At 69.8% G+C, this 15,646-nt stretch carries 16 protein-coding genes and 1 other RNA gene; 9 read left to right on the forward strand and 8 right to left on the reverse strand.

Annotation, left to right across the window (positions count from 1 at the left end; all coding sequences use genetic code 11):
* Nucleotides 1–101 precede the first annotated feature (101 nt).
* Complete coding sequence (gene htpX / locus ABL844_RS04595; protein ID WP_019658374.1) at nt 102–977, forward strand: protease HtpX; 876 nt, start codon at nt 102–104, stop codon at nt 975–977.
* A gap of 59 nt (nt 978–1,036) precedes the next feature.
* Here htpX and ABL844_RS04600 read toward each other — a convergent pair whose 3' ends face one another.
* The 7 genes from ABL844_RS04600 to cysK form a co-directional block, all read right to left on the reverse strand.
* Nucleotides 1,037–1,282, reverse strand: a complete 246-nt coding sequence (locus ABL844_RS04600; protein WP_418130610.1) for a hypothetical protein — start codon at nt 1,280–1,282, stop codon at nt 1,037–1,039.
* A complete protein-coding gene (locus ABL844_RS04605) occupies nt 1,260–2,483 on the reverse strand; it encodes a type II toxin-antitoxin system HipA family toxin (protein WP_418130611.1) in 1,224 nt (407 codons plus the stop codon). Before ABL844_RS04605 ends, ABL844_RS04600 begins: the two co-directional genes overlap by 23 nt.
* Nucleotides 2,480–2,809 (reverse strand): helix-turn-helix domain-containing protein, encoded by a 330-nt coding sequence (locus ABL844_RS04610; protein ID WP_418130612.1) that lies wholly within the window; start codon nt 2,807–2,809, stop codon nt 2,480–2,482. Before ABL844_RS04610 ends, ABL844_RS04605 begins: the two co-directional genes overlap by 4 nt.
* Before the next feature lie 275 nt (nt 2,810–3,084).
* On the reverse strand, nt 3,085–4,029 hold the full coding sequence (locus ABL844_RS04615) for a ProQ/FINO family protein (RefSeq protein ID WP_418124411.1): 945 nt from the start codon (nt 4,027–4,029) through the stop codon (nt 3,085–3,087).
* A 120-nt stretch (nt 4,030–4,149) separates the two neighbouring features.
* On the reverse strand, nt 4,150–4,719 hold the full coding sequence (locus ABL844_RS04620) for a VUT family protein (protein ID WP_418130613.1): 570 nt from the start codon (nt 4,717–4,719) through the stop codon (nt 4,150–4,152).
* Complete coding sequence (locus ABL844_RS04625) at nt 4,719–6,380, reverse strand: NAD(P)/FAD-dependent oxidoreductase (protein ID WP_418130614.1); 1,662 nt, start codon at nt 6,378–6,380, stop codon at nt 4,719–4,721. Before ABL844_RS04625 ends, ABL844_RS04620 begins: the two co-directional genes overlap by 1 nt.
* A 147-nt stretch (nt 6,381–6,527) precedes the next feature.
* Nucleotides 6,528–7,448 (reverse strand): cysteine synthase A, encoded by a 921-nt coding sequence (cysK, locus tag ABL844_RS04630; protein WP_019658370.1) that lies wholly within the window; start codon nt 7,446–7,448, stop codon nt 6,528–6,530.
* Nucleotides 7,449–7,570: 122 nt separating this feature from the next.
* Here cysK and ABL844_RS04635 point away from each other — a divergent pair, with 122 nt between their 5' ends.
* From ABL844_RS04635 to ABL844_RS04670, 8 genes are all read left to right on the forward strand, one after another.
* Complete coding sequence (locus ABL844_RS04635) at nt 7,571–8,098, forward strand: shikimate kinase (protein ID WP_418130615.1); 528 nt, start codon at nt 7,571–7,573, stop codon at nt 8,096–8,098.
* Nucleotides 8,099–8,132: 34 nt separating this feature from the next.
* Nucleotides 8,133–8,461: RNase P RNA component class A (gene rnpB / locus ABL844_RS04640), an RNA gene on the forward strand.
* A gap of 172 nt (nt 8,462–8,633) precedes the next feature.
* A complete protein-coding gene (locus ABL844_RS04645) occupies nt 8,634–9,098 on the forward strand; it encodes a MarR family winged helix-turn-helix transcriptional regulator (protein WP_126021706.1) in 465 nt (154 codons plus the stop codon).
* A 6-nt stretch (nt 9,099–9,104) separates the two neighbouring features.
* On the forward strand, nt 9,105–11,231 hold the full coding sequence (locus ABL844_RS04650; protein WP_418130616.1) for an FUSC family protein: 2,127 nt from the start codon (nt 9,105–9,107) through the stop codon (nt 11,229–11,231).
* Nucleotides 11,228–11,434, forward strand: coding sequence for a DUF1656 domain-containing protein (locus tag ABL844_RS04655; protein WP_019658367.1), 207 nt, complete (start codon nt 11,228–11,230; stop codon nt 11,432–11,434). Before ABL844_RS04650 ends, ABL844_RS04655 begins: the two co-directional genes overlap by 4 nt.
* A gap of 16 nt (nt 11,435–11,450) precedes the next feature.
* Complete coding sequence (locus tag ABL844_RS04660) at nt 11,451–12,392, forward strand: efflux RND transporter periplasmic adaptor subunit (RefSeq protein WP_418130617.1); 942 nt, start codon at nt 11,451–11,453, stop codon at nt 12,390–12,392.
* Nucleotides 12,389–13,864 (forward strand): efflux transporter outer membrane subunit, encoded by a 1,476-nt coding sequence (locus ABL844_RS04665; RefSeq protein ID WP_418130618.1) that lies wholly within the window; start codon nt 12,389–12,391, stop codon nt 13,862–13,864. The genes ABL844_RS04660 and ABL844_RS04665 overlap by 4 nt, the downstream gene beginning before the upstream one ends.
* Nucleotides 13,861–15,099 (forward strand): multidrug effflux MFS transporter, encoded by a 1,239-nt coding sequence (locus tag ABL844_RS04670; RefSeq protein ID WP_418130619.1) that lies wholly within the window; start codon nt 13,861–13,863, stop codon nt 15,097–15,099. Before ABL844_RS04665 ends, ABL844_RS04670 begins: the two co-directional genes overlap by 4 nt.
* Here the strand turns inward: ABL844_RS04670 and ABL844_RS04675 are convergent.
* On the reverse strand, nt 15,089–15,631 hold the full coding sequence (locus ABL844_RS04675) for a hypothetical protein (RefSeq protein ID WP_126021470.1): 543 nt from the start codon (nt 15,629–15,631) through the stop codon (nt 15,089–15,091). The two genes, ABL844_RS04670 and ABL844_RS04675, sit on opposite strands and share 11 nt — an antisense overlap.
* Nucleotides 15,632–15,646: the final 15 nt, after the last annotated feature.

Consider the following 15,646-nt stretch of genomic DNA (forward strand, 5'->3'; position numbering starts at 1 on the left):
ACAACACCCAGGGCTTCCATGCCGCGAACCGCTTGAATGCGGCTTGAAGAGAGCCCCGGGGCCCTCATCTGGATGGCAGATTTCCCCACGGAGAATTCAACTTGAAACGTATCCTTCTGTTCGTCCTGACCAACGTGATGGTCGTCGCGGTGCTCGGCGTGGTCGCCAGCCTGCTCGGCGTCAATCGCTTCCTCACGGCCAACGGGCTCAACCTCACGGCGCTGCTCGGCTTCGCGCTGGTGATGGGTTTCGGCGGCGCGATCATCTCGCTGCTCATCAGCAAGCCCATGGCCAAGTGGACCACCGGGCTGCACATGATCGACAACCCCCAGACGCCGGACGAGGCCTGGATCGTCGGCACGGTGCGCAAGTTCGCCGACAAGGCCGGCATCGGCATGCCCGAGGTCGGCATCTTCGAAGGCGAGCCCAACGCCTTCGCGACGGGCGCGTTCAAGAACTCGTCGCTGGTGGCGGTGTCCACCGGCCTGCTGCAGAACATGACGCGCGAAGAGGTCGAGGCCGTCATCGGCCACGAGGTAGCGCACATCGCCAACGGCGACATGGTCACCATGACGCTGATCCAGGGCGTGATGAACACCTTCGTCGTGTTCCTGTCGCGCGTGATCGGCTATGCGGTCGACAGCTTCCTGCGCCGCGGCGACGACCGCTCCTCGGGCCCCGGCATCGGCTACTACGTGAGCACCATCGTGCTGGACATCGTGCTCGGCTTCGCCGCCGCGATGGTGGTGGCCTGGTTCTCGCGCCAGCGCGAGTTCCGCGCCGACGCCGGCGCCGCCGCGTTGATGGGCCAGAAGCAGCCGATGATCAACGCGCTCGCTCGACTGGGTGGCCTGCCGGCCGGTGAACTGCCGAAGGCGGTTGAAGCCATGGGCATCACCGGCAGCATCGGCAAGCTGTTTGCCACGCACCCGCCGATCGAGGAGCGCATTGCGGCGCTGCAGAACGCGCAGCGCTGAGCGGGACAGACGGACCATCCGGCCCGCGGTTCGACAAGGAAAAGCCGCTGGGCGGCTTTCTACGCCTTGCGCAGAGGTCCATCGGGCAAAGCCAAGTCCCATTTCTCGCGCTTCAGGTTGCGGAGATCGGCCAGAAGCATGCCGGGCGGCTGAGGCTCATCTACTGCCGCATCGATGAGGGCATCGATGATCGCCTCGATACCCGGCTCAGCTTTGATGACTTCGATGCCCGGGCCGGCAGCATTGGCCGAAAAGCCTCGGCGGCGAAGCAGGCGGGCACAGCTAGGCGCTGCAGCGCCGCACATTGCTGGCGACCGCGTCTGCGATGACGGCCACGGTCTCGCGCCGCACCGGGGCATCGCGCAAGGTGCTGTCCAGGTCTGCCGCCACTGAGCAGGTTTGATTGATGACGTGCTGCACGTCGCGGGCGCGCAGGCCCAGCTTGGCCGCCAGGGCCAGCAGGTGGGGTCTGCCGGGCGCGAGCGCCTCGCCCATCACCGAGGTCTGGTGGTTTCCGCCCGGGCCGGGGTTGAAGGTGAGGTCGTAGCCAGGCGCGAAGTCCCAGCGGTGTGCCTCATTCATGCGCAGCGAGAAATTCTTCGCGTGGTCGTCCCGGTTGTTGAACACCACGTTGAACACGCACAGCCGGAAGGCGGCCATGACCTCGTGCGCGTTCTGGGTGAAGAAGCCGGTGGCGCGCAGCACGGTTTCGTAGTCCAGGCAGGGCACCCGGAAGTCGGCATGCAGGGCGCCGGCCAGGGAGTGGACGGGTACGCGCACGTGTCCCACGCGGTCGAACCGCTGGGTGCCGAAGGCGGCGAGGTTCGCGCCCAGGTCGAAATATTCGGTCGGCCCCATGACGATGCCGCATGCGCGCGCCATCTGCGCATAGACGTGCTCGATGGCGCAGACCTCGGGGTGTTCCGATTGGGCCGGGAACTTCACGAGCCAGGGCTCGCCTGCGGCATCGTCGGCGGTGCTCACGGCGCGGGTCGCGGCGTCGAACCGGACCAATGCCTTGGGACGGGCCCCGTGCGGTGAACCGCCGGCCTGGGCCAGCATGCGCAGCGCCGTCACGTCGTCGTCGGACACGTTCCGTGCCGCCTGCGCCAGTTGCAGCAGGCTCCAGTCGGCCGTTTGCGTGCCATCGTCCTGCGGCGGGATGAAGGAGAGCGCACCCATGGCGCGTGCGCCGATGAAGGCCAGCCGGTCGAGGGGCGAGACGCGTGCCGGGTCACGCCCCGCCTTGCGGAACAGCCGGTCCATCAGCAGCATCCCCCAGCCATCGGGCAGGCTGTCGTAGATGAGGCCCGGCAGGTAGCCCATCTCTTTTGGGAACGGACCGTAGGCCGCTGGCCGCAGCTTCAGGTGGCGCGGCGACAGCTCGATGCCGTTGGCAAGCGCGTCGGCCGAATACTCGAAGATGATCTGGCGCCCGTCGTCGGCCAGGGTGCCCAGGGGCCAGTGCTGGCCCCAGCCTTCGTAGAGGACGGTGAGCTTCTTCATTGGCGGTCTTGTCGGCGGCCCTGCGGCAGGGGCTTGCGTGGATGGCGAACGCGCTGACGCTGCGCGGCCTGCGCCTGTTCCATGGCGGCGATGCTGGTGGTCGGCCGCAGGGTCAGCAGGTCGGCGAGTTCATCGACCAGGCCCAGCGCCTGTATGACGCGCACGAAGGTTTCCAGCGTCGTCATGCCGGTGGACTCCAGCGTCTTGATGGCGCTGCCCGAGACGCCGGCGCGCTGGGCCAGCTCGGCCTGGGTCAGCGACTGCGCGATGCGTTGCGCGCGCAAGCGCTGTCCGAGGGCCTCCACGAGTTCCGGGACGGTGGCCAACGCGACATCGAGCATGAGGATGTCTTGCTATTTAAAGGATTGAATTGTAGCTCAAATGCTAAATTTATCCACTTAAAGGTCTGAAAAACATCCATTATGATTTGATGCGATGCCGGTGACTGCGCCTGTTCGACGCCAGCACCTGTTGTCGTTCACGGCCGTCCCAGATGATCCAGATGCCATGGCGCAAAAAACGCCGAATGACACGCCCAGGCTGGCTGCTGACTGCAGTGGGAAGACTCCCGGCCCACGGCCGATCCAGCGCTTGGACCGGCTCAGTCGGCCGCCGGGGTTTCGGGAGCCGCCGTGGGTTCCGCTGCTTCGGGCGCAGCCGCGGCCTGCGGCGCCTCCGCTGCTTGCGGCGCGGCGGCAGCCGCCGTCCGGTCGGCCCGCGCACGTTGCAGCGTGCGCGTGACCTCGCCCTGCGTCATGCCGTACATCTCCGCAAACTCCTTCTCGCTGCGCCCGCTGGCCTCGAAGGCGCGCAGCAGCGCCTCGCGCTTGGCGGCCTGTTCCGCGAGCAGGGCCAGGGCTTCGTCGAGCACGGCGTTGTTGTTCGCGTCGCGCGAGCGCACCAGCACGGCGTAGGCCTCTCGGTCGAGGCCCGAGGCTTCGACGGCGCGGGCCAGGCGCGCTACCAGTTGGGGGCGCAGGTCTTCGCCGGTGCGCTGCGAGCGTCGGCGGTGCAGTTCGAGGATGGCGTGGTGCACATGCTCGGGCGCGACCGGCTCGGCGACGTTGCCGTCGAGGTCATGGCGCGGATGGCCGGCTGCCACGCTTTCGAGATAGCGGGTGGAGCGCGCGTGCAGGCCCATCGCCACCTTCAGGTCTTCGGCCTTGAAGTCGTCGGGGTGGCGGGCGATCAGCTCTTCGTACACGCCGAGCTTCAGCGGCAGGAAGCGCGCGCCGAAGAGGTTCGGGTACAGCTCGAACAGGCGCTCGAGCGCCGGGTGCACCTTGCGCTGCGGGCGAGCGGGCTGCTGAGGCTGTTGTTGCTGCTTCTGTTGCGAAGGCTGCTGGCGGCCCTGCGCCTTCTTGCGCTGCTGCTGATGCTGCGGACGCTGCCTGCTGGCCTGCATGGGGGCTTGATCGGCTTCGGGCGCGGTCGCCGCGCCGTCCGTGCCGGCGCGCAGGGCCTGCAGCTGCTGCGCCATGTCCATGCGTTCGCCGCGGGGGCGGCGCGACTTGTTGTTCGGGTTGGCGGTGGTTGCTTCGGTCATTCTGGATATCCGGCGCGAAGGCGCGAAGAAAGCAGGAAGTGGTTCAGTGGAATGCGCTCGCGCATTTGGCGCGGTGCAGTGAATGGGGCGCTCGGTGCATTGTCGTTTCCATGTCCGGCGTCAGCCCATGGCGGCCGAGGTGCGCGCAGCCTGGCGGCCGATCAGCAGCCTGAAGGGCAGCAGCATCAGCACGCCGACGGCCAGCTTCACCGCGAGGTCGCCCAGCGCCCAGGTGAGCCACGGACCCTCGGTGCCCGCGAAGGCGATGCCCCAGAACACGATGCTGTCGAGCACCGCGGCGATCACCGTGGCCACCAGCGGCGCGCGCCACCAGAGGCCGCGGCGCAGGCGGTCGAAGATGCCGATGTCGAGCAGCTGCGAGGCGATGAAGGCCAGCCCCGAGGCCGCCGCGATGCGCACCGGCGCCAGCAGCAGCGACACGCCCACCGCGACCGCGAAGCCCACCCATGCGACGCGCCGCGCCATGCCGGGGCCGAAGCGCCGGTTGACGAGATCGCTCACGAGATACGCCACCGGGTACGTGAAGGCGCCCCAGGTCAGCCAGTCGTTGATGGCGAACTGCACGAGCACGTTGGAGGCGAGCACCACCGCCGCCATCGCCAGCGTGGCGACGGCCAGGTGGCCTGCAGCGGGGCGCTCGAAGCGGATGGGGGAGGGCTGATGCCGCATCAGACGCTCGCGGTGCGTTCGCGCTCCGACTCGGCCACCAGGCTGCGCGCCACGGCCTCGGCCACCTTGATGCCGTCCACGCCGGCCGACAGGATGCCGCCCGCGTAGCTCGCGCCTTCGCCGGCAGGGTACAGGCCGCGCACGTTGAGGCTCTGGAAGTCGTCGCCGCGCGTGATCTTGATCGGCGACGAAGTGCGCGTCTCGACGCCGGTGAGCACCGCGTCGTAGGTGTCGAAGCCCTTGATCTTGCGGCCGAAGGCCGGGAAGGCCTCGCGCATCGCCTCGATGGCGTAGGCGGGCAGGGCCTTGTGCAGGTCGGTCGGCGTCACGCCCGGCTTGTACGACGGGATCACGCTGCCGAGCGCGGTGGAAGGCTTCCCGGCGATGAAGTCGCCCACCAGCTGGCCCGGCGCGCGGTAGTCGCCTCCGCCGAGCACGAAGGCGTTGCTTTCCAGTTCGCGCTGCAGCGCGATGCCGGCGAGCGCATCTCCGGCATAGTCGCGCGGGTCGATGCCCACCACGATGCCCGCGTTGGCGTTGCGCTCGTTGCGCGAGTACTGGCTCATGCCGTTGGTGACCACGCGGCCCGGCTCGCTGGTGGCCGCGACCACGGTGCCGCCAGGGCACATGCAGAAGCTGTAGACCGAGCGGCCGTTGCTGGCGTGGTGCACCAGCTTGTAGTCGGCCGCACCCAGCAGCGGATGGCCCGCATGGCGGCCCCAGCGCGCGCGGTCGATGAGGCCCTGCGGGTGCTCCACGCGGAAGCCGATGGAAAAGGGCTTGGCCTCGATGTGCACGCCGCGCGCATGCAGCATCGCGAAGGTGTCGCGCGAGCTGTGGCCCAGCGCCATCACCACGTGGTCGGCGCGCAGCTCGCTCGTCTGGCCGGTGGACTGGTCGAGCACGGTGAGGCCGCGCAAATGTCTACCGTCGGGGCCGTCCTCGATGTGCACGTCGGTCACGCGCTGCTCGAAGCGGATCTCGCCGCCCAGCGCCACGATCTGCTCGCGGATGTTCTCGACCACCTTCACCAGCTTGAAGGTGCCGATGTGCGGATGCGCGACGTAGAGGATCTCGGGCGGCGCTCCGGCCTTCACGAACTCTTCCATCACCTTGCGGCCGAGGAAGCGCGGGTCCTTGATCTGGCTGTAGAGCTTGCCGTCGGAGAAAGTGCCGGCGCCGCCTTCGCCGAACTGCACGTTCGACTCGGGGTTGAGCTCGCTCCTGCGCCACAGGCCCCATGTGTCGCGGGTGCGCTGGCGCACGGTCTTGCCGCGTTCGAGCACGATGGGGCGGAAGCCCATCTTCGCGAGCATCAGCGCCGCGAAGATGCCGCAGGGGCCGAAGCCGATCACCACGGGCCGCGTCGACAGGCCCTCGGGCGCGCTGGCCGGGGGCGTGTAGCGCATGTCGGGCGCCGCCTGGATGTGCGGATGGCCCGCGTGCCTGGCGAGCAGGGCGGCTTCGAGCTTCGCGTCCGACAGCTGCACGTCGCAGATGTAGACGGTGAGCAGCTCGGCCTTGCGGGCGTCGAAGCTGCGCTTGTAGACGGTGTGGGAAGCGATCGCTTCGAGTGGGACGCCGAGCGTCCTGGCGATCAGTTCGGCCAGCGCCTCTGGCGCGTGGTCGAGCGGGAGTTTGAGTTCGGAGATTCTCAGCATGGCGTGGGGCTTGTGACTATCAAGCAGCCAGCAATTTTACTCGCCCCCAGGCTGCGCGACACTGCGTGTCGCTACGCCAACCCCCTACCGGGGGCAACACCGACGGCCCGGCAAAGCCGGTTCCGTGGTGTTTCGCGACAAGAACCTTCAGGCCGGCAGAAAGCCCTCTACGGACAGATAGCGCTCGCCCGTGTCGTAGTTGAAGCCCAGCACCACCGCATCGGGCGCGAGCGACGGCAGCTTCTGCGCGATGGCCGCGAGCGTGGCGCCCGAGGAGATGCCCACCAGGATGCCTTCCTCGCGCGCGCAGCGGCGGGCCATTTCGCGCGCGGGCTCCGCGTCGACCTGCAGCACGCCGTCGAGCAGCGAGGTGTCGAGGTTCTTCGGGATGAAGCCCGCGCCGATGCCCTGGATGGGGTGCGGCGAAGGCTGGCCGCCCGAGATGACCGGCGATGCCACCGGCTCCACCGCGAACACCTGCAGCTTGGGCCACTTCTTCTTGAGCACCTTCGCCACGCCGGTGATGTGGCCGCCCGTGCCCACGCCGGTGATCAGCACGTCGATGCCGTCGGGAAAGTCGGCCGCGATTTCCTCGGCCGTGGTGCGCACGTGCACGTCGATGTTGGCGGGGTTGTTGAACTGCTGGGGCATCCATGCGCCGGGCGTGCCGGCCACGATCTCTTCCGCGCGGGCGATGGAGCCCTTCATGCCGTTGGCGCGCGGCGTGAGGTCGAAGGTGGCGCCGTAGGCCAGCATCAGGCGGCGGCGCTCCACCGACATGCTGTCGGGCATCACCAGGATCAGCTTGTAGCCCTTGACGGCCGCCACCATCGCCAGGCCGATGCCGGTGTTACCCGAGGTCGGCTCGACGATGGTGCCGCCGGGCTTGAGCGCGCCGCTCTTCTCGGCGTCTTCCACCATCGCGAGCGCGATGCGGTCCTTGATCGAGCCGCCGGGGTTGGCGCGCTCGGACTTGATCCACACCTGCTGCTTCGCATTGCCGAACAGGCGGTTGATGCGGATGTGCGGCGTGTTGCCGATGGTCTGGAGGATGTTCTGGGCCTTCATGGATGCAATCTCCTTGGATCGATGCGTTTGTCGGACGGACAACGCGCATTGTGAGACCAGCCCGTGTGCCTTCGGCCCCGATCTCCCTGATCGGCCGCGGAGTGCCTTGGCAGAATGGCCGGATGAAACTGGTGTTCATCCATGGGCCGGTCGCTTCCGGCAAGCTGACGATCGCGCGTGCGCTGGGGCAGCTCAGCGGCTTCGCGGTCTTCCACAACCACCTGGTCGTCGACTCCGTCGCGGCGGTGTTTCCCTTCGGCTGCGAGAGCTTCGTGAAGCTGCGCGAGCAGATGTGGCTCGCCACCATGCGCGAGGCCGCGCGAACCGGGCGCTCGCTGATCTTCACCTTCGCGCCGGAGCCTTCGGTGGCTGCCGATTTTCCGCAGCGCGTGGTCGAGACCGTGGCGGCCGAGGGTGGCAGCACGATGTTCGTCCAGCTGAAGCTCTCGCGCGACGAGCAGGAGAAGCGCATCGATGCCGCGAGCCGGGCCGAATTCGGGAAGCTGCGCTCCCTCGAACTGCTGCGGCAGCTGCGCTACCAGTTCGAGGCCTGCGAGCGTGCGATGCCGCCCGGCGAGGTGGTCATCGACACCGCCGTGACGCAGCCGCAGGATGCGGCGCGCGAGATCGCCCGCGTGCTGGCGCTGTAGGCCCGGCGGCGCGCCGGGCGATAATCCACCCCGTGAAGCACGCCAGACCGCCGCTGGTGCAAGTGCCGAAAGGCCGCACTGGAGGAACGTCCGGACTGCACAGGACAGCGCAGGAGTTAACGACTCTCCACCGTGAGGTGAGGATCAGAGCAACAGAGACGAGCCGATTCAGTTCGGGTGAAACGGGCAATCTCTGCGCGCAGCAACACCAAGTAGGCCAGTATCGAGGTGGTTCCGCTGAGCTGGCGGGTAGGTGGCATCGAGCCGTCTGGTGACAGGCGGCCCAGAGTAATGGCGGTCACGCCGCGGGTTCCGCAAGGAGCTCGCGGTGCACAGAATCCGGCTTATCGGCGGGCTTCACACTTTTCTTTCCCCTTCCTTTCCGTTTTTCCGCGTCCTTCGGCCCTGAAGGCGGGCGCGAGCCTTGCCGCCTGCACGGATTGGTAGTTACCCGTATAATCGATAGCATGCTAATTAATAGGCGGCTATCGTGAACGACCAAGCCAACATCCAACCGACGCGCGAACAGGCACTGATGCGCCTCGGCACGTCGCTGGCGGTGCTGCAGCGCGGCTACCGCGCCGCGGCGGACAAGGCGGTGGCGCATGTGGGCGTGTCGCAGACGCTGGCCTATCCGATCGTGATGCTCGGGCGCATGAACGGCGATGTGCGCCAGGGCGTGCTGGCCGAGGCGCTGGGCATCGAGGGCCCGTCGCTGGTGCGCTCGGTCGACCAGCTGGTGGAAGCCGGCCTCGTCGAGCGCCGCGAAGACCCGGCCGACCGCCGCGCCAAGACCCTGCACCTCACCGAGGCCGGCAAGGCCGTCTGCGAACCCATCGAGGCGGCGCTGACGCTGATGCGGGTGTCGCTGTTCGACGGCGTGTCCGACGAGGACGTCGCCGCCTGCCTGCGCGTGTTCAGCGTGCTCGAGGAGCGCATGGGCGTGCGTGCCGTGCAGAGCCTGCCGCCGCTCGCGCCGACGCAGGAAGGGCGCAGGTAGCAGCAGATGGCCTCGTTCAGCCTGCCGCGCTTCAGCCGCGCGGAGATCCTCTTTTCCGGCAAGAGCTTCGCCGCGGCCATGCTGGCGATGTACCTCGCCAGCCGCGCCGGCCTGCCGCGTCCGTTCTGGGCGCTCATGACCACCTACGTCGTCGCCCATCCGCTGGCCGGCGCGGTGCGCTCCAAGGCGGTCTACCGTTTCCTCGGCACGCTCATCGGCAGCACCGCCACCGTGCTGCTGGTGCCGGCGCTGTCCAACGCGCCCGAGCTGCTCACGCTGGTGCTCGCGCTGTGGGTGGGGCTGTGCCTGTGCATTTCGCTCTTCGACCGCACGCCGCGCTCCTATGTGTTCATGCTCGCGGGCTACACGGCGGCGCTGATCGGCTTTCCGTCGGTGCAGACCCCGCTCGCGCTGTTCGACACCGCCGTGGCGCGCGTCGAAGAGATCGGCCTGGGCATCTTCTGCGCCACGCTCATCCACAGCCTCGTGCTGCCCGCGGGGCTCGCGCCGACCGTGCTGGGCCTGCTCGACCGCACGCTGCAGGACGCGCGCAAGTGGCTGGGCGACCTCTTCCAGCCCGCCGGCCGAAGCAGTGCCGAGCCACGGCGCCTCGACGACGACCGCCGCCGCCTCGCCGGCGACATCACGCAGCTGCGCCTTCTCTCCACCCACGTTCCCTTCGACACCACGCACCTGCGCTGGACCGCCGGCGCCATCCGCGCGATGCAGGACCGCGTCGCCGCGCTCACGCCCGCGCTCTCCGCCGTCGAAGACCGCCTGCTGGCGCTGGAGCAGGCCGAAGGCGTCATCGCTCCCGACATGGCCGCCGTGCTCGCGAAGGCCGCTCAGTGGTTGCGTGAAGAGGCCGACGCCCCCGGCGACGCCGCGGCCCGTGCCGCGCGCCTGCAGGAGTTGCGCCGCGCCATCGACGCCCTGGGCGCCACGCCGCCCGACGCCGATCCGCAGGCCCGCTGGGGCAGCGCGCTGCGCATCGGCCTCGCGGGCCGCCTCGAAGAGCTCGTCGACGGCTGGAACGCCTGCGCCCAGTTGCGCCAGGACATAGACGAGGGTCTGAAGGGCGCCGCGCCGCTGCGCCGCACGGCCGCGCTCGGCAGCCGCGTGCTGCACCGCGACTACGGCATGGCGCTGCTGTCGGCCCTGGCGGCAGTCATCGCCATCTGCCTGTGCGGCGCGTTCTGGATCGTCACCGGCTGGCCCATGGGCTCGGCCGCGACCATGATGGCCGCCGTCTTCTGCTGCTTCTTCGCGACGATGGACGACCCGGTGCCGGCGATCCACGGCTTCCTGAAGTGGACGCTGTGGTCCATCCCTATCTCGGCCGTCTACGTGCTGGTGCTCATGCCCACGGTGCAGGACTTCGGCATGCTGGTGGTCATCTGTGCGCCGCTCTTCCTGCTGCTGGGTTTCTACCTGCCGCGCCCCACGCACTTCATGCCCGCGATGGCGCTGATCTTCGGCGTGTGCGGCACGCTGGCGATGCACGACACCGCCAGCTCCGACCTGGTGAGCTTCATCAACAGCATGATCGGCCAGATCGTCGGCGTGGTCGTCGCCGCGCGCGTGACGCGTCTCGTGCGCTCGGTGGGCGCCGACTGGAGCGCGCGGCGCATCCAGCGCGCCACCTGGCGCGAGCTGGGCGACATGGCCGCCTCGTCGCATCCGCAGTACGCGCAGAGTGACGCCTACGCCGTGCGCATGCTCGACCGCATCGGCCTGCTCGCACCGCGCATCGCGCAGGCCGGCGGCACCGTCGAGGGCGTGGCCGCCAACGACGCGCTGCGCGACCTGCGCATGGGTGCCGACATCGCCGTGCTGCAGCGTGTGCGCGGCCAGCTGCCGCTGGCCACTTCGGCCGCGCTGCTGGGCGGCATCTCGCGCTTCTTCCGCCAGCGCGCGGAGGGCCGCATGAACCCGCGCCCGCCCGGCCTGCTGCCGCAGATCGACGAGGCGCTCGGCGCCGTGCTCGATGCGCGCGACACCGCGTCGTCGTCTTCTTCTTCAGCCTCGCGCTCGGCCGTCACCGCACTGGTGGGCCTGCGCCGCAATCTCTTTCCCGACGCGCCGCCCTCGCTCGCGGGCACGTCCCTCACTTCGCAAGGAGCTTCCGCATGATCGGCGAAGCCAGCTTCTACGGCCTGTACCTGCCCTGGATCATGGTGCTCGCGCTCGCGGCGCTGCTCGTGCTGTGGGGCGTGCGCCGCCTGCTCGCGGCCACCGGCGCCTATCGCTGGGTGTGGCACCCGGCCCTCTTCGACATGGCGCTCTACCTGCTGCTGCTCTACGCGCTCAGCCGCGCCAGCGCCTACCTCCAATGACAACAACGAGATTCCAATGAAAGCCGCCCGAACTTCCGACGACAACAATCCGTGGGCCCAGCGCCTGGGCCGCGTCCTCATCACCCTGGCCGTGGTGGCCGCCGCGGTGTGGGCCGGCCTGCGCCTGTGGGACCACTACGAACTCGCGCCCTGGACGCGCGACGGCCGCGTGCGCGCCAACGTCGTGCAGATCGCGCCCGACGTCTCGGGCCTGGTCACGGCAGTGCCCATCCACGACAACCAGCCGGTGGCCGCCGGCGCGCTGCTCTTCGAAGTGGACCGCGCGCGCTACGACCTCGCCGTGCGCCAGGCGCAGGCCGCGCTCGCGGCGCAACGCGCCGTGAGCGCGCAGGCCCAGCGCGAGAACGCGCGCAATGCCGGCCTCGACGAGCTGGTGTCGAAGGAATCGCGCGAACAGACCCGCTCGCGCGTCGAGCAGATGCAGGCTGCGGTCGCGCAGGCCGAAGTGGCGCTCGACTCGGCCCGCCTCAACCTGCAGCGCGCCCAGGTGCGCGCGCCGGCCGACGGCCTGGTCACCAACCTCGACCTGCGCCAGGGCAGCTATGCCGCGGCGGGCCGGCCGGTGCTCGCGCTGGTCGATGCGCAGTCGTTCTACGTCGAAGGCTATTTCGAGGAAACCAAGCTGCCGCGCATCCACCTCGGCGACCGCGTGCGCGTCACGCCCATGGGCGGCGGCGCGGTGCTCGAAGGCTCGGTCGAGAGCGTGGCCGCCGGCATCGCCGACCACGACCGCTCCACCAGCGCCAACCTGCTGCCCAGCGTGAACCCGACCTTCAATTGGGTGCGGCTCGCGCAGCGCATTCCGGTGCGCGTCAAGCTCGATCCGCTGCCGCAGGGCGCGCGCCTCGTCGCGGGCCAGACGGTCACGGTGCAGGTGCTGGAGAACAAGCCGGCGCAGAAGACGGCGGCAACGGCTTCCACGCCACAGAAGGGATGAACGACATGACCAGCTTCGCATTCCGCATCGCATCGCTGGCCGCCGCCGCCGCGCTCGCGGCCTGCGCGGCGGTCGGCCCCGACTACAGGCAGCCGCCCGAGGCGCTGGCCAGCCAGCCTGCAGCGGGCAAGCCCTTCGCCGAGGCGCCCGCCAACGCGGCGCCGCTGCCCGCCCACTGGTGGCGCCTGTACCACGACCCGCTGCTCGACAAGCTGGTCGAACAGGCCCTCGCGCACAACACCGACCTGCGCCAGGCCGTGGCGAACCTCGAGCGTGAACGCGCCATCGAGGACGAGACCGCCGGCGCCAGGTACCCCACCATCGGCGTCAACGGCGGCCCCTCGTTCGGCCACGTCTCGGGCCTGTCGCTGCTGCAGAAGGGCTACGAGCCGCCGAGCACCTTCAACTACAGCGCGGGCGCGTCGCTCTCCTACCAGGTCGACCTGTTCGGCCAGATCCGCCGCGCCATCGAGGCCTCCCAAGCCAGCACGCAGGCCGCCGAAGCCGCGCTCGACCTCGTGCGCGTGAACGTGGCGGCCGGCACCGCACGCGCGTACGCCGAAGCCTGCTCGACCGGCCTGCGGCTGCAGATCGCGCAGAAGTCCGTTTCGCTGCAGCAGGACGCCGTCAACGTCACCGACCGCCTGCAGCACGCGGGCCGTGCCGGCGCCATCGACGCGAACCGCGCACGTGCGCAGCTGCAGCAGCTCAATGCCGCGCTGCCGCCGCTGAAGGCCGAGCGCCAGGGCGCGCTCTACCGTCTCGCCACGCTCACCGGCGCGCTGCCGCAGGACTTTCCGCGCGAGGTGGCCGACTGCACCGTGCCGCCGCGCGTGGCCGGCGTGCTGCCGGTGGGCGACGGCGCCGCGCTGCTGCGCCGCCGCCCCGACATCCGCCAGGCCGAACGCAGCCTCGCCGCATCGACCGCGCGCATCGGCGTGGCGACTGCGGAGCTCTATCCGAAGGTCACGCTGGGGCTCTCGGGCTCTTCCGCGGGCCATGCCGACGGCTTCGGGCGCAAGGACACCTTCGCCTGGAGCCTCGGTCCGCTGATCTCGTGGACCATTCCGAACACCGGCGTCGCGCAGGCCCGTATCGCGCAGGCAGAGGCCGGCACGCGCGCCGCGCTCGCCAAGTTCGACGGCACCGTGCTCACCGCGCTGCGCGAGACCGAGACCGCGCTCGCCACCTACGCACGCGAGCTCGACCGCCGCGCTGCCCTGCAGGCCTCGCGCGACGAGAGCGCCAAGGTCGCGGCGCAGGCGCGCCAGCTCTACCAGAACGGCCGCACCGGCTACCTCGATTCGCTCGACGCCGAACGCTCGCTGGCCGCCAGCGAAGCCGCGCTCGCGGCCAGCGAGGCGCAGCTGGCCGACGACCAGGTGGTGCTGTTCATGGCGCTGGGCGGCGGCTGGGAGCCTGACGAAGCCCATCTTGCGCAGGGCTCGACGCCGGCCAGCATCAAGCAATGACGCCGACATCCGCTCAGCCGCCGCGCCGCCCGCACGCGCCGCTGTGGCTGCTCGCTCTGGTCACCTTCAGCGGCACGCTGGCCATGCACATCTTCGTGCCCGCGCTGCCCATCGCCGCGAAGGGCCTGGGCGCCGGCATCGGGCAGATGCAGATGACGGTGAGCCTCTACATCCTCGGTCTCGCGCTGGGCCAGCTGGTGTACGGCCCGCTGGCCGACCGCTTCGGGCGGCGTCCGGTGCTGCTGGGCGGGCTGGGCATCTACTGCGTGGCGGGCCTTGCCGCGGCGCTCGCGCCCGAGGTGCATTCGCTCATTGCGGCGCGGCTCTTCCAGGCGGTGGGCGGCTGCTCGGGGCTCGTGCTGGGCCGCAGCATCGTGCGCGACACGGCCGAGCCGCAGGAGGCCACGCGCCGCCTCGCGCTGATGAACCTGATGGTCACCGTCGGACCCAGCCTCGCGCCGCTGATCGGCGGCGCGCTCGCCACCACGCTGGGCTGGCGCTCGATCTTCTATGCGCTCTTCGGCCTGGGCGTGGTCGGTTTTCTCTTCACCTGGCGCATGCTGCCCGAGACCGGCGCGCCCGGCGCCGCCGTGAACGCCCGCGAGCTCGGGCGCAACTACCGCAAGCTGCTGGCCTCGCCGGCCTTCCTGGGCTTCTCCATCGGCGGCGGCTGCGCCACCACGTCCATGTACGCCTTCATCGCCTCGGCGCCCTTCATCTTTGTCGACCAGCTGCACCGGCCGGCGCACGAGGCGGGCATCTACCTTGCCATCCTGGTGTCTGGCGTGTGGCTCGGCAGCTTTCTCACCAGCCACCTGATCTCGCGGGTGCGCGTCGACCGCCTGATGACGCGATCGAACGCATTGAGCGTGGTGGCGGCCTTCGTGCTGCTCGGCGCGGCGCTCAGCGGCCATCTCTCGGTGCCACTGATCGTCGCGTGCATGTTCCTCTTCACCGTCGGCGTGGGCATGGCCTCGCCGCCGGCGCTCACGCAGGCGATCAGCGTCAACCCGCAGGTCATCGGCTCGGCCTCGGGCCTCTACGGCTTCACGCAGATGGCCGTGGGCGCGCTGTGCACCGCGCTCGCGGGCATGGGGCACGTGAACCCTGCGCTGGCTTCGGCCATCGTGCTCGCGGGAGCGGGCATCGTGGCGCAGCTGTCGTTCGCGGTTGCGCTGCGCACGCAGAAGCGCGCGGCAGCAGCAGAGGCAGCGGCAACAAGCCTCAGCGCGTGAACAGCCACCCGCCCTTGGGCTGGCGCACCAGTTCGTGGCGCTTGACGGCGCGCTCTTCGCCGTCGTCGCCCACGTAGACCACCTCGAAGCGCAGCAGCTTGGGCGAGACCATCTTCCAGTTCTGGATGCGCTTCACCGTCACGCAGGCGGTCTTGTCGTGGTACTGCATCTCGGCCATCGGGCCGCCCTGGAAGCCGGTGCCGTCGAACAGGCGCCCGGGCGCGGCGAAGGGGTTGAGCACCGCGCCGTTGCGCGCCGTGATGCAGCCCTCGGTGCGAACGAAGGACTCGATGGTCGGCGAGGCGCTGCGCACCACCTTGCCCACGGCCGGGCTCGGCGGCTTGCTGGCGATGGCCTCGCGGATGCGCTCGACCTGCTGCTCGGTGATGGGCGCGAGGCCGTCCTTCGACACCACGGGCGGCGGCGGTGCCGGCGGCGGGGGCGGCGGCGCGGGCGTGAGGTAGGAGCACCCCGCCACCAGTGCCAGCGGCACGGTGCAGGCGAGGGCGGCGCCCGGTGTAGCGAACTTCATGACTCAGTCTCTCCC

This window comes from Variovorax sp. 278MFTsu5.1 (assembly GCF_048305045.1).
In the GTDB taxonomy this organism is placed as follows: Bacteria; Pseudomonadota; Gammaproteobacteria; order Burkholderiales; family Burkholderiaceae_C; genus Variovorax; species Variovorax guangxiensis.

Bases quoted from the DNA above. Each gene is read 5' to 3' on its own strand.
- ABL844_RS04650 (WP_418130616.1), top strand. From the start codon at position 9,105: ATGGCCTCGTTCAGCCTGCCGCGCTTCAGCCGCGCGGAGATCCTCTTT.
- ABL844_RS04665 (WP_418130618.1), top strand. From the start codon at position 12,389: ATGAACGACATGACCAGCTTCGCATTCCGCATCGCATCGCTGGCCGCC.
- ABL844_RS04670 (WP_418130619.1), top strand. From the start codon at position 13,861: ATGACGCCGACATCCGCTCAGCCGCCGCGCCGCCCGCACGCGCCGCTG.
- ABL844_RS04655 (WP_019658367.1), top strand. From the start codon at position 11,228: ATGATCGGCGAAGCCAGCTTCTACGGCCTGTACCTGCCCTGGATCATG.
- ABL844_RS04660 (WP_418130617.1), top strand. From the start codon at position 11,451: ATGAAAGCCGCCCGAACTTCCGACGACAACAATCCGTGGGCCCAGCGC.
- ABL844_RS04675 (WP_126021470.1), bottom strand. From the start codon at position 15,631: ATGAAGTTCGCTACACCGGGCGCCGCCCTCGCCTGCACCGTGCCGCTG.
- cysK (WP_019658370.1), bottom strand. From the start codon at position 7,448: ATGAAGGCCCAGAACATCCTCCAGACCATCGGCAACACGCCGCACATC.
- ABL844_RS04635 (WP_418130615.1), top strand. From the start codon at position 7,571: ATGAAACTGGTGTTCATCCATGGGCCGGTCGCTTCCGGCAAGCTGACG.
- ABL844_RS04600 (WP_418130610.1), bottom strand. From the start codon at position 1,282: ATGTGCGGCGCTGCAGCGCCTAGCTGTGCCCGCCTGCTTCGCCGCCGA.
- ABL844_RS04625 (WP_418130614.1), bottom strand. From the start codon at position 6,380: ATGCTGAGAATCTCCGAACTCAAACTCCCGCTCGACCACGCGCCAGAG.
- ABL844_RS04615 (WP_418124411.1), bottom strand. From the start codon at position 4,029: ATGACCGAAGCAACCACCGCCAACCCGAACAACAAGTCGCGCCGCCCC.
- ABL844_RS04645 (WP_126021706.1), top strand. From the start codon at position 8,634: ATGCGCCTCGGCACGTCGCTGGCGGTGCTGCAGCGCGGCTACCGCGCC.
- ABL844_RS04605 (WP_418130611.1), bottom strand. From the start codon at position 2,483: ATGAAGAAGCTCACCGTCCTCTACGAAGGCTGGGGCCAGCACTGGCCC.
- ABL844_RS04620 (WP_418130613.1), bottom strand. From the start codon at position 4,719: ATGCGGCATCAGCCCTCCCCCATCCGCTTCGAGCGCCCCGCTGCAGGC.